The 12766-nt window shown below is 69.8% G+C and carries 11 protein-coding genes and 1 riboswitch; of the genes, 4 read left to right on the top strand and 7 right to left on the bottom strand.

All coding sequences use genetic code 11. The annotated features are described in order from the left end of the window. Positions 1 to 158: 158 nt before the first annotated feature. From nagA to PKE84_RS02490, 6 genes are all read right to left on the bottom strand, one after another. Positions 159 to 1433, bottom strand: a complete 1275-nt coding sequence (gene nagA, locus PKE84_RS02515) for an N-acetylglucosamine-6-phosphate deacetylase (protein ID WP_271175613.1) — start codon at positions 1431 to 1433, stop codon at positions 159 to 161. Then, complete coding sequence (locus PKE84_RS02510; RefSeq protein WP_271175612.1) at positions 1433 to 2218, bottom strand: DeoR/GlpR family DNA-binding transcription regulator; 786 nt, start codon at positions 2216 to 2218, stop codon at positions 1433 to 1435. The genes nagA and PKE84_RS02510 overlap by 1 nt, the downstream gene beginning before the upstream one ends. A 37-nt stretch (positions 2219 to 2255) precedes the next feature. Continuing rightward, on the bottom strand, positions 2256 to 3119 hold the full coding sequence (locus PKE84_RS02505) for a class II fructose-bisphosphate aldolase (RefSeq protein WP_271175611.1): 864 nt from the start codon (positions 3117 to 3119) through the stop codon (positions 2256 to 2258). Between the two features lie 121 nt (positions 3120 to 3240). Further along, positions 3241 to 4161 carry a 1-phosphofructokinase family hexose kinase gene (locus PKE84_RS02500; protein WP_271175610.1) on the bottom strand — a complete coding sequence of 307 codons (921 nt, stop codon included), beginning with the start codon at positions 4159 to 4161 and terminating at the stop codon, positions 3241 to 3243. Next, positions 4158 to 5201 carry an ROK family protein gene (locus PKE84_RS02495; RefSeq protein ID WP_271175609.1) on the bottom strand — a complete coding sequence of 348 codons (1044 nt, stop codon included), beginning with the start codon at positions 5199 to 5201 and terminating at the stop codon, positions 4158 to 4160. The genes PKE84_RS02500 and PKE84_RS02495 overlap by 4 nt, the downstream gene beginning before the upstream one ends. After that, positions 5198 to 6094, bottom strand: coding sequence for an SIS domain-containing protein (locus PKE84_RS02490; RefSeq protein WP_271175762.1), 897 nt, complete (start codon positions 6092 to 6094; stop codon positions 5198 to 5200). Before PKE84_RS02490 ends, PKE84_RS02495 begins: the two co-directional genes overlap by 4 nt. A gap of 344 nt (positions 6095 to 6438) precedes the next feature. Between PKE84_RS02490 and PKE84_RS02485 the strand changes: the two genes are divergently transcribed. From PKE84_RS02485 to PKE84_RS02470, 4 genes are all read left to right on the top strand, one after another. Continuing rightward, on the top strand, positions 6439 to 7683 hold the full coding sequence (locus tag PKE84_RS02485; protein WP_271175608.1) for an extracellular solute-binding protein: 1245 nt from the start codon (positions 6439 to 6441) through the stop codon (positions 7681 to 7683). A gap of 10 nt (positions 7684 to 7693) precedes the next feature. Beyond that, positions 7694 to 8656: a carbohydrate ABC transporter permease gene (locus PKE84_RS02480; RefSeq protein WP_271175607.1), complete on the top strand. Its 963-nt coding sequence runs from the start codon at positions 7694 to 7696 to the stop codon at positions 8654 to 8656. After that, positions 8653 to 9558 (top strand): carbohydrate ABC transporter permease, encoded by a 906-nt coding sequence (locus tag PKE84_RS02475; RefSeq protein ID WP_271175606.1) that lies wholly within the window; start codon positions 8653 to 8655, stop codon positions 9556 to 9558. The genes PKE84_RS02480 and PKE84_RS02475 overlap by 4 nt, the downstream gene beginning before the upstream one ends. Before the next feature lie 147 nt (positions 9559 to 9705). Further along, on the top strand, positions 9706 to 10950 hold the full coding sequence (locus tag PKE84_RS02470; RefSeq protein WP_271175605.1) for a putative hexosyltransferase: 1245 nt from the start codon (positions 9706 to 9708) through the stop codon (positions 10948 to 10950). 18 nt (positions 10951 to 10968) lie between these two features. Here the strand turns inward: PKE84_RS02470 and PKE84_RS02465 are convergent, their stop codons facing one another. Next, positions 10969 to 12501 carry a beta-N-acetylhexosaminidase gene (locus tag PKE84_RS02465; protein ID WP_271175604.1) on the bottom strand — a complete coding sequence of 511 codons (1533 nt, stop codon included), beginning with the start codon at positions 12499 to 12501 and terminating at the stop codon, positions 10969 to 10971. Positions 12502 to 12637: 136 nt separating this feature from the next. Then, a riboswitch (ZMP/ZTP riboswitch) is annotated at positions 12638 to 12736 on the top strand. Positions 12737 to 12766 lie beyond the last annotated feature (30 nt).

Raw genomic sequence — 12766 nt, 5'->3', positions numbered from 1 at the left:
GGCCGGCAAGCGACAACAAGTGACCGTTCACGAATCCGGATCGGTGCCGGACTGTGGATAACCAGGCACCGCCACGGAGTCTCGGGCGGGCACGCCGGGCGCGCTGGGCGCGCTCATGCATCGTTGAGGGGTGGCGAACGCAGGCTCCGTCGGCGTGTTTAGACGCGTTTGCCGCCCCTCAACGGAGTGGGACGAAGGGGGGCTCCGGCCGTCCAGACCTGCCGGATGTGGAAGTCGGCGTCGAGCAGCACGGCGTCGGCGGCGTAGCCCGCGGCGAGGCCGCCGAGGTCGTGGCCGCGGCCGATCGCGCGCGCGGGCGTGGCCGTGAGGGCGAGCACGGCGTCCTCGACGGGCAGACCGACCTCGCGCACGGCGCGGCGGAGAGCGTCGTCGAGCGTGAGGGTCGATCCGGCGATCGAGCCGCCGTCGGCGAGGCGGGCGACGCCGTCGCGGACCGTCACGCCGAGCGAGCCGAGCACGTAGTCGCCGTCGCTTGAGCCCGCGGCGGCCATCGCATCCGTGATCAGCGCGACGTGGCCGGGGGCCGAGGCGAACGTCATCCTCACGACCTCCGGATGCACGTGGATGCCGTCGTTGATGATCTCGAGCGTCACGCCGTGGGTGCGCGCGGCGGCCGCGACCGGGCCCGGCGCGCGGTGGTGGATGCCGTCCATGCCGTTGAAGGCATGCGTCAGGATGCTCGCGCCGGCGTCGAAGGCCGCGAGCGTCTGGTCGTAGTCGGCGCCCGTGTGTCCGACCGCCACGGCCACGCCGGCCGACGAGAAGGCTCGCACCGCATCCAGCCCGCCCGGGAGTTCGGGGGCGAGGGTGATCTGGCGGAGGGTCCCGCGGGCGGCCCCCACGAGCACAGCGATGTCGTCGGGCGTCGCCGAGCGCAGCAGCGCCGGGTCGTGCGCGCCTTTGTGACCCACGTCGAGGAACGGCCCCTCGAGGTGCGAGCCGAGGATGCGCTCGTCCGTCTCGACGAGGTCGGCGACGGCGGCCACGCGCCCGGCGAGCGCGTCGACGGGAGCGGTCACGAGCGAGATCACGAACCGGGTCGTACCGTGTTGCTGGTGCAGCGCGAGGGCGGTGCGGATGGCGTCCGGTCCGTCGTCGAAGGCGGCGCCGCCTCCGCCGTGGTTGTGGATGTCGATGAAGCCCGGGGTGAGCCAGGCTCCCTCGGCATCCACCACGTCGGCGGACGCCCCTGCCTCCGACGACACGAGGCCGCCTTCGCGCCAGCCGCTCCCCGTCCCGGTCGCGGCCACGCGGCCGTGCTCGAACCGCACCCAGCCGTCGTTCTGCACGCGCCCGCCGGTGACGATCCTGGCCGAGTGGACGACCGTGACAGGATGCGCTCCCGGGACCGGATGCGTACCGGGGGCGGGGTGCGCGCCGGAGTCCGGACGCCCTGTGTCAGCGGTGCCCATTACGCGACGATCACCTCGACGCCGTGGTCGGCGAACTCGGCGCGTTGCTCGGCGGTGATGCCGTCGTCGGTGATGAGCGTGGTGAGGATCTTCGGTCCGCCGAGCGTCGCGAAGGCCTTGCGGCCGATCTTGGAGGAGTCGGCGACGACCACGGCGCGGGTGGCGCGCCGGGCCATCAGCGAGTTCACGCTCGCCTCGCCTTCGTCGTGCACGGTGGCGCCGACGACCGGGTCGATGCCGTTCACGCCGATGAATGCGATGTCCATCGTGATCTTCTCGAGCACCACGTCGCTGTACGGCCCCACCAGCTCGTACGAGCGGGCGTGCACGACGCCCCCGGTGACGACCGTCTTGATCTGTGGGCGCATCACGAGCTGCGCGGCGATGTTGATCGCATTGGTGACGACCGTGAGGTTCGGATGCGGGGACGGCTCCATCAGGTCGGGTCGCGACCCGAGCACCGTCGCCACGGCCGTGCTCGTCGTGCCGCCGCAGAGGCCGACGACCGCGCCGCGCGGAACGAGCGCGCTGGCCGCCAGTGCGATCCGCAGCTTCTCCGGCGCGTGCTGCTCCTTCTTGTACCGGATGGGCAGGTCGTACGCAACGGACTGACCGATGGCCCCGCCACGCGTGCGGGTGAGCAGCTGCTGCGACGCGAGGGCGTCGAGGTCGCGTCGCGCGGTGGCCGCAGAGACGTCGAGCTTGAGCACGAGGTCGTCCACGTCGACCTGCCCGGACTCTGCCAGCAGGTCGAGCACGGCGTTCAGACGCTCGGCACGGTTCATCGGTGGAGCCTCGCGCAGCGCTCGGCAGGCGTCGTCATCAGCTTCTGGCTCCTTCTGGCGCGGGTTCCGTCACGGCGAAAAGCGTGAGGAGGCGTGCCGCCTCGGCCGTCACCGCGGTGCGTCCCTCGCGCAGGTAGCGACGCGAATCGACCATCTCGGGATGCTCGGCCAGGGTGCGCCGCACGGCAGCCGTGAAGGCGGCGTTGAGATGGGTGGAGACGTTGACCTTGGTGATCCCGGAACGGATCGCCGACACGATCGTCTCATCCGCGACCCCGGAAGAGCCGTGCAACACGAGGGGAACGGGGACAGCCGCGTGCAGGCGCCCGATCAGGCCGAGGTCGAGAGAGGCGGTCCGTTCTGTCATGGCGTGGGAGCTGCCGACCGCGACGGCGAGGGCGTCGACGCCCGTCTCGTCGACGAACCGTCGCGCCTCATCCGGATCGGTGCGCACCCCGGGAGCGTGCGCGCCGTCCTTGCCGCCGATCTCGCCGAGCTCGGCCTCCACGACGACGTCGTTGGCGTGCGCGTACTCGACGACCCGCACGGTGGCCTCGACGTTCCGCTCGTAGGGGAGCTTCGCGCCGTCGAACATCACCGAGCCGAAGCCGAGGTCGATCGCCTGGCGGGTCAGCTCCTCGTCTTCCGCGTGGTCGAGGTGCACGGCGACCGGCGCCTGTGAACCCGCGGCGACGGCCAGGGTCGCGCGGGCGATCGGCTCCAGTCCGCCGTGGTAGCCGACGCAGTTCTGCGAGATCTGCAGGATCACGGGCAGGCCCGCGTCCTCCGCGGCGGCGACGAGCGCCTCCGCGGTCTCGAGGTGGATGACGTTGAAGGCGCCGAGCCCGGTGCGCCGGGAGACGGCGCCGTTCAGCAGGTCGGCGGTGGGTACGAGAGGCATCGGCGGCTTTCCGGATCGTCAGGTGGTTCGTCGGGCGGTGGGTCGGGCGGTGGGTCGTGAAGCGTTGGCGTGAAGCGTGGGTCGTGGGTGCTGGCGGTGATCGCGCGGGCGGGTCGGCCGTTCAGCCGGAGAGCTGCACCGCGTCTTCGAGCGCTGAGTACGACGGATCGAGCTCGCCGGCAAGCGGCGCGAGCACGGCGGCGGCGGACCACGCGGTGGCCAGCGACAGGATGGCGGACAGTTCGCCGACACCGGCCGCGAGGCACGACGCGACTGCGGCGACGGCTGCGTCACCGGCGCCGGTCGCGTTGCCGCGGAGCGCCTGCGGCAGCCGGGCGTGCACGGGACGGCCGGGCGCGTCAGCCGCGACACCGATCATCCCGTCTTCGCCCAACGAGACGATCACGAGTCGGGCTCCGAGCTCGAGGAGCCGCGTCGCCCCCGCGACGGGATCGCTCTCGCCCGTCGTCTCGGCGAGCTCGCGGCGGTTCGGCTTCAGCACGGTCGCGCCGGCCTCCGCCGCCTGCAGAAGCGCCGGACCGATGGCGTCGATGATGCTCGGGATGCCGCGGGCCGCGGCGATCCCGGCCAATCGCGCGTAGAGATCGCCCGGGGCTTCCGGCGGCAGGCTGCCCGATGCGACCAGGCAGCTCGCGGGCACGGCCAGGCGCTCGGCGGCGTCCAGCAGCGCTATCCACTCCGCCTCAGTGAGCGCGGCGCCGGTCTCGTTGAAGATGGTGGTGAGCCCGGAGGCGTCGTCGACGATCGCGACACTGCTGCGGGTGGGGCTCGCGACCGGGACCAGCTCGTGCGGCAGCCCCGCCGAGAGCAGGTCGTCTCCGAGCCGGACGCCGGCCGGTCCGCCCGCGGTCGTGAGAGCGAAGGAGGCGCCGCCGGTCTGGGCGATCACCCGCGCGACATTGAGGCCCTTGCCGCCGGCACGGACCGCCGGGGGAGCGACGCGATGCGACTCGCCGACGTCGAGCATGGGCACCCGGTAGGTGAGATCGATCGCCGGATTGGGCGTCACGGTGAGGATCACGCGGACACCTCCAGCCCCGCGCGGGGTTGCTGCTCCACCGGCGTCAGGGTGTCGACCAGATCTCGTGCCCGCAAGGCGGCGCCGATCACACCGGCGTCCTCGCCGATGCTCGCGGGCAGCAGCAGGGGTCGGCGCTGGAACGTGAGAAGCGCATCCAGTCGCTCGGCGAGCGGCTCGAACAGGGCCGGTCCCGCCTGCGAGAGGCCGCCGCCGATGACGATGGCCTCCGGCGCGAGCAGCGCGACCGTGTGCGAGAGGTCGAGGGCCAGCGCATCCAGCGCGCTCTCCCAGATGAACTGCGCGTCAGCGTCGCCCGCCTGCGCGCGCTCGAGCACCTCTTTGGAACCCGCGACCGGCGTGCCCGTGCGCCCGGTGTAGCGCCGGGCGATGGCGGCGGCCGAGGCCACCGCTTCGAGACAGCCGCGGCCGCCGCAGGCGCACTCGGGACCGTCGGCGACGCGGGAGTGCCCCATCTCGCCGGCCATGCCGCCGCCGGCGTACAGCACGCCGCCGATGAAGATGGCGCCGGCGATCCCGGTGCCGATCGCCATCACGACGACGTCGCGGAACGGAGCCGCTGCGCCGAGGCGGTGCTCGGCCTCGCCGGCGCCGCGCACGTCGTGGCTGAACGAGACCGGCAGGCCGACCGCCGCGGCGACGCGGTCGCGGAACGGGTAGTCGTGCCAGCTGAGGTTCTCGGAGAAGACGCCGATGCCCGCCTCGTCGTCGACGTGACCGGGTACGAGCAGCCCGATGGCGCGCGGCTCGATCTCCGGATGCGCGGCGCGGAACCGCGCGGACGACCTCACGACGGCGTCGACGACGAGATCGGCGGTGCGGTCGCCGTCCTGCGGGGTCCGGATGCGCTCCAGCCCGAGGATCGTGCCGCCGGCGTCGATCAGAGCGGCCTTCATGTCGGTGCCGCCGACGTCGAAGGCGAGCACGGCGCTGCCGGCGCCCAGGTCAACGGTGCCGGTGCGGCCGGGGGCGCTGCCGGTGCGGCCGGGGGAGGGCGGCGCTGCTGGCGACTCTGCGTTCACGAGGCCAGGATGACAGATCGGGTGAGGTTGCGGGGACGGTCGGGGTCGAGCTCGAAGCGGCGGGCCCGCGCGAGGGCGACGCGCTGCGCGCGGACGAGATCGGCCAGCGGGTCGACGGGAGCGTTCTCGAACCGTGCGCCGGTCAGCGCGACGTCGGCGGCCAGTCCCTCGGGAGCGTCGCCGAACATCCAGCTCACCCGGCCGGGGGCCGCGATGGCGATCGGGCCGTGGCGGTACTCCTTGGCCGGGTAGGACTCGGTCCACGATTGCGAGGCCTCGCGCATCTTCAGCGCGGCCTCGTGCGCGAGCCCGACGGTCCAGCCGGCGCCGAGGAACGTGTACTGGTCGGCGCCGATCAGCGCGTCGTCGAGCGTCTCGTCGATCGCGGCAGCAGCGTCGCGGATGGCGGCGTCGAGGTCGTCGCCCAGCGACGCGCGCACGAAGGCGAGCGCCGTCGTCGCGAACCGGGTCTGCACCACCGACGTCTCGTCGGCGAAGGGCAGCTTCACGACATCGTCGACGAGGTCGACCAGCGGCGTCTCCGGATCGCCGACGATGCCGATCGTGCGAGCCGCGTTGCCGGATGCCCGCAGTCCGTCGAGCAGTTCGAGCACCTCGGTCGTCGTGCCGGAGCGGGTGATCGCGACGATCGCGTCGTAGTCGCGGGTGTCGAACGGCGCGGACGCGCCAGGCGTCTCGGAGGCGGCGAACGCGTCGGTCACACCGAGTCCCGCGGTCTCGCGGAGTGCGGCGTACGACTGCGCCATGAACCACGAGGTGCCGCAGCCGACGACCGCGACGCGCTGCCCGGCGGCCGGGAGGAGCTTCTGCTCGGCGCGCAGTTCGGCCGCGCGCGCCCAGGTCTCCGGCTGCGAACGGAGCTCCGCTTCCATGTGCGCTCCGCGGTTTGTGGCTTGCGTCACAGCGTCGTCTCCTCGTCGTCTGTCGCCAATGATGTGTCAATGATCGCTTATGAGCGATATGTCTGTCTAGTAATCATCTTCAATCGTTATTTGGCGCTTCGAGTCCGTCTGGGGACGGCCGTGTAAACGCCGTGTAACGATGTCTGCGCGGTTCCTTGACGTGAGATCACCAGCGCGCAATGATCGATCATCAATTGAACGCAAATGTTTATTTGCGGCACAAATGAGTCATAAAGCATCATCCCCGACGCACCGCCGCGCAGAGATACTTCGCATTCAGCGACGGTTCGTTCCATTCGAGAGTGAGGAAGTCAATGAAGAAGTCTCTGCGGTGGGGGGCCGCTGTCGCAGTCGCGACGGCCGCCACCATGACGCTCGCGTCCTGCGGTTTCAGCGGCGGATCCGGCGGCAGCGCGTCGGGCGGCTCCCAGTCACTCGACCTCATGGTCGCCAGCTACTCCGACAACACCAAGGCGGAGTGGCAGCAGATCATCAAGGACTTCGAGGCCAAGAACTCCGGCATCACGGTGAACCTCGATGTCGAGTCGTGGACCGACATCAACAACGTGATCAAGACCAAGGTCGCCGCGGGCAAGCAGCCCGACATCCTGAACATCGACGCGTTCGCCGGCTTCGCGGCCGACGACCTCCTCTACCCGGCCAAGGACGTCGTGTCCGCGAAGACGCTCGACGACTTCCAGACCGCGTTCAAGGACAACGCGAGCATCGACGGCACCCAGTACGGGCTTCCGTTCATCGCCTCGGCGCGCGCCCTGTTCTACAACAAGGACGCGTTCGCGAAGGCCGGCATCAGCGCGCCGCCCAAGACCTGGGCGGAGTTCGAGACCGACGCCGCGAAGCTGAAGGCCTCCGGCACCACCGGGTACGGCATGCCGCTCGGCAGCGAAGAGGCGCAGGCCGAGACCGCCATCTGGTTCTACGGTGCCGGCGGTGGCTACGGCGACGCCAAGACGCTGACCATCGACAGCCCGGAGAACGTCGCCGGTGCCACCGAGATGCAGAAGATCATCACGTCCGGCGTCACCGAGGCGAACCCCGGTTCGACCAACCGCACGCCGCTGATGAACGTCTTCATCCAGGGCAAGATCGGCATGCAGATCGGCCTCCCGCCGATCGTCGGCCAGATCAAGGACAAGAACCCGAGCCTGAAGTACGGCATCGCTCCGATCCCGACCAAGGACGGCTCCTCGTTCACCCTGGGCGTCGCCGACCACCTGATGGCGTTCAAGAACAAGACCGACAAGACGGCCTCGATCAAGAAGTTCCTCGACTACTTCTACAGCGCGCCCGTCTACAGCAAGTGGGTCGGCGCCGAGGGCTTCCTGCCCACGACCAAGACCGGTGCCGACGCGATGGCCTCCGACGAGACCATCAAGCCGTTCCTCGACCTGCTCCCCGACGCCAAGTTCTACCCGTCGACCAACCCCGACTGGGCTGCGGCGCAGGGCGCCATCCAGAGCCAGATCGGGCAGCTGGGCCAGGGTGCGAACCCGGCCGACCTGCTGAAGTCGATTCAGGCGAAGGCCGACGGCAAGTAACCGCAACAGTATGAGTGACACCATCGAGAAGACCCCGACGGGGGCGGCCACCGGCCGTCCCCGTCGCGGGGCGAGCGGACGGCCACGGCCCGGCGGAACACCCGGCGACCTGTGGCACGCGGTTCCGTGGACCCTGCCCGCCCTCATCCTGATCTTCGGCGTCGTGCTGTTCCCCGCCGGCTACATGATCTTCAACTCCACCCGCAAGATCTCGGTCGCCGGCGTCGACCACGGCTCCGTCGGGTTCCAGAACTACCTCACGGTGCTCGCGCGCCCCGAGCTCCCCGGCATCCTGCTCAACACCCTGTTCTGGGTGGTGTCCGTCGTCGTGATCACGGTCGTCATCTCCCTCGCGCTCGCCCAGTTCCTCAACAAGAACTTCCCCGGCCGGCAATGGGTGCGGATGGCCATCCTGATCCCGTGGGCGGCCAGCGTCGTCATGACGACGACCGTGTTCGTCTACGGTCTCGACCCGTTCTACGGCATCATCAACAAGTTCCTCGTCGATGTGCACCTCCTGTCGGAGCCGTTCGGCTTCACCAAGGAGCCACTGCCCGCGTTCCTGTCGTCGATCGCCATCGCGGTGTTCGTGTCGCTGCCGTTCTCGACCTACACCCTGCTCGCGGGTCTCGCCGGCATCCCGGGCGACATGCTCGAGGCGGCCAAGGTGGACGGCGCGGGACCGGCGCGCACGTACTTCAGCGTGACGCTGCCGAACCTCCGCAACGCGATCGCCCTCGCCAGCCTGATCAACATCATCAACGTGTTCAACTCGCTGCCGATCCTCAAGCTCATGACCGGATCGATCCCCGGCTACAAGGCGGACACGACCACGACCTACGTGTTCAAGCTCCTGCAGAACGAGCAGCGCATCGACCTGTCGAGCGCACTGAGCGTGATCAACTTCCTGATCGTGCTGGTGGTCGTCGCCCTCTACCTGTGGATCGTCAAGCCGATGAAGGAGGTCTCATGACCGCCCCCGCCCCCGTGGCGCTCGCCGGCGCTGACACCCCCGTGAAGCCGGCGCGACGTCGGCAGCAGGAAGGCCGGTTCACCGGGCGCATCGCCGGCCGGATGGTCGCAGGCCTGGTCATCGCGCTGATCTTCGTGCTGCCCTACCTGATCATGCTGATCGGGTCGTTCAAGAGCCGGGACGACATCCTCGCGGTGCCGCCCAGCTACCTGCCGAAGACCTGGCATCCCGAGAACTACCTCACCATGTGGTCGACGCCGGAGACCCCGCTGCCCGAGAACCTCATCTCGACCATCGTCATCTCGGTCTTCGCCACCGCGCTGGTGCTGCTGGTCTGCGTTCCCGCTGCGTACTACACGGCGCGGTTCCGCTTTCCGGGGCGTGGGGTCTTCCTCTTCCTGGTGATCGTGACGCAGATGCTGCAGCCGACGGTGCTCGCGACCGGACTCTTCAAAGAGATGGTGGCCCTGGGGCTCAACGACACCTGGCTCGCGATGATCCTCATCAACGCCGCGTTCAACCTGGCGTTCGCGATCTGGATCATGCACAACTTCTTCGCGGGGGTGCCGAAGGAGGTCGACGAGGCCGCCCAGCTCGACGGCGCCGGTAAGTGGACGGTGCTGTTCCGGGTGCAGCTGCCGCTCGTCTGGCCCGGCATCGTCACGGCGATCATCTACACCTTCGTGGCGTCGTGGAACGAGTTCGCGGCGAGCCTGGTGATCCTGTCCACCGACGGCAACCAGCCGCTGTCGGTCGCGCTGACCAAGTTCGTCGGTCAGTACGACGCGGCCTGGCAGTACGTCTTCGCCGTGTCGATCGTCGCGGTCATCCCGGTCGTGGTGCTGTTCATGCTGATCGAGAAGCGCCTGGTCGGCGGTCTCACGCAGGGCAGCGTCAAGTAGGCCGGAACGGAGCGCCCGCGCCGTGTGGCGCGATGCGGGCGCTCCGTTCCTGTACGTTTTCGGGTCCGATCGATTGCGGGTTGACCCTCGACCCGGCGTACCATCTCGTGAGGGGGCGCGCACTCGATTTCGGGAGTCTGCGCGGGTTTGGAAACGCACGGAGTGGAGGAGCAGGGCGGCGTGCTCATCGACAGGATCGCGCTGGCGCCCTCGACCATCCGTTTCGGGGCACGACAGCACCGCTGGTGGATCGTGGTGCTCGGAATCTTCCTCGCGTCGCGCGTCTTCACGACCACCCTGATGCTCACGCTGTTCCTCACCGCGTCCGCCGGCGACTGGAGCTTCGCGAGCTCGCGCGCCGACCCGACCTTCTTCACCTTCTCCGGTTCGTGGGACGCCTCGTTCTACCGGCAGATCGCCGAGATGGGGTACCCGTCGTCGATCCCCACCGACGGCTCCGGCAACGTGGTGCCGAACGCCTGGGCGTTCCTGCCGCTGTTCCCGTGGATCGTCAGCGGCGTCATGTTCGTCACCGGGCTCGCGTTCTACCAGGCCGGGGTGATCGTGGCGACGCTCTTCGGGGCCGCCGCCGCACTCGTGCTCTACCGGCTCGTCGCGTCCCGCGTCGGCGCCACCAGCGGGCTGTGGACCGCCGTCTTCTTCTGCTTCGGGCCGCTCTCGTTCATCCTGCAGGTGGCGTACGCCGAGTCGATGTTCTTCTTCCTGCTGTTCGCCTCGCTCTGGGCGATCATGTCGCGCCGCTACTGGTGGGTCATCCCACTGGGCGTCGCTGCGGCGTTCACCAAGCCGGGGGAGCTGGCGCTTCCGCTGACCATCGGCATCCTGTTCATCGTGCGCCTGGTGCAGCAGCGGGGTGGCGGTGAGGCCTTCCGGTGGCGCGAACGGGTGGCGATGATCGTGACCGCCGGCGTGACCGCCGTTGCCGGCCTCGCCTGGCCGCTCATCGCGTCCGCCGTCACCGGCTTCCCCGGCGCCTACCTGCAGACCGAGCTCTCCTGGTGGACAGGTTTCGTCGGCCGGGTCGCTTTCGTTCCGATGACGCCCTGGTTCCTGTTCACCTGGCGGTACGCCAGCGTGATCGGCGCCGTGCTGGTGGTCGCGGCGATCGTCGGCTACGTCTGGTTGCTGCGGCGGCCGAGCATCCGGGCACTCGGCACGGAGGTGGTGGCGTTCGCGGCGAGCTACGCGCTCTACCTGTTCGCCGTGTTCCTGCCGCAGGAGAGCCTGTTCCGGCTGCTGATGCCGCTGTATCCCCTGGCGGGTGCCCGCGGGCTGACGCACAACCGGCGCGCCAGGATGACCGTGCTGATCACCGGGATCGCGCTGCAGCCGGTCGCGATCTTCCTGCTCTGGTTCCTCGGCTACCCCTGAGCGCGGCGCCTGGCTGCGTCAGACGGACGCGTGCTCGTGCCAGGCGATCTCCGGCACCCGGCGGAAGTTCGTGCCCGCGGCCGCCCAGTGCGCGCCCAGTGCGGCCAGCCGCGGTGCGAAGTCCCCGAAGTCCCGCACGCTCTCCACGTCGGCCGTGTCGGCCGGCGCCGGTGACCACGCCACCTCGGCGACCGCGGCGAGGCGCGGGAACACCATCTCCTCGACGTCGTCGATCGTGGCGAGCGTCTCGGTCCAGACCGGACCCTCCACGCCGAGGATGTGCGCGTCGCCGAGCCCGGGCACGATGCGTGCCGGGTCCCACTCGTACGACTGCCGGATGCTCGTGGGGCCGTCGGCCCAGTCCTGCCCGAGGCGGTCGCCCTCCTCGTACACGATGTCGAGGTAGGAGACGTCGGCGGGCGACATGATCACCGAGCCGCCCTGGCGCACGAACGAGAGCGTCTCGTCGCCTGCGCTCTCCCGCGGCGTCAGGAAGTCCCAGTACTGGCCGATCGTGCCGTCGGGGAGCGCGTCGCTCTTGCCCATCTCGTGCCAGCCGGCCGGCGTCTTGCCGTGATCGGCGACGATCGCCGTCGCGCGGGCGATGAACCGCAGGAACTCACCGGGGGAGGTGCTCAGGCACTCGTCGCCGCCGATGTGCAGATAGGGGCCGGGGGTGAGCGCCGCGACCTCGCCGACCACGTCGTCGATGAACTCCCACGTGCGCACGTCGTCGGCCTGCAGCGTGCTGAAGCCGACCTTGGAGCCGGTGTAGAGCGCCGGGGCGACGCCCGACGGAGTGAGCTCGGGATACGAGGCGAGGGCGGCGTTCGTGTGTCCCGGCATGTCGAGCTCGGGAACGATCGTCACGTGGCGGGCCGCCGCGTAGGCGACGAGCTCGCGGAACTCGTCCTGCGTATAGAAGCCGCCGGCGCTGCCGTCGCTGCCGGTCGAGCCGCCGTGCGCGGTCAGGTTCGGCCAGCGCTCGATCTGGATGCGCCAGCCCTGGTCGTCGGTGAGGTGCAGGTGCAGGTGGTTGATCTTGAGCAGCACGATCGCGTCGATGAAACGGCGCACCTCGGCCGGCGCGAAGAAGTGGCGGGCGACATCCAGCATCGCCCCGCGATACGCGTAACGCGGCCGGTCGCGGATGATCACCGGCTCGATCGTCAGCGGGTCCGAGGCGCACTCGACCGGGAGCAGCTGGCGCAGCGTCTGCACGCCCCAGAACGCCCCGGCGGCGCTCGCGGCACCGATGCGGACGCCCTCGGCCGTGACGGCCAGGTTGTAGCCCTCGGCACGGGCGTCCTCCGGCACCTCGTCCTCGGCGATCACGATGGCGATGTCGCCGAAGGCCGGTGGTTCGTGCACGACCGTGAGGTCGCGGCGGCAGTCGGAGGCGAGCTCGGCCAGCAGCAGCTCGGCCACTTCTCCGGCTCCTGCGCCGGCGACGCTGACCCGGGCGCCCGGCCGGAGTGTGAACGGTGCGCCGTCGACGGACTCGGCGGAAACGGGACGGGGGATGACCGGGATCGGCTCGCCTGCGGGCACGCGTTCTCCTTCTGCTGGGTAAGAGCTTTGGTGAGAGAGGCCGACGCTGCCCGCCCGCTGGACGACCATCAGCGAGTATTGCAGGGCTCTTAACTAAAGGGCAAGGCCCGAGAGCGCGTTCGGGCTTTGCTATGCTTGCGATCGTCGCGACTGGCGCTCAAATGGTCACCATTGGGAAGCGACACGGAGCCTTGATCAGATCGGGTGGATTCGGCCGCGCGCCTGGGTCGATACGGATTATCTGTCCACCCCTGTCATAAAAGGA

Source organism: Leifsonia poae (assembly GCF_027921845.1).
Classification (GTDB): Bacteria; Actinomycetota; Actinomycetes; order Actinomycetales; family Microbacteriaceae; genus Leifsonia; species Leifsonia poae.
The sequence above is the reverse complement of the archived record's forward strand: the minus strand, read 5'-3'. Positions and strand labels throughout refer to the sequence as shown.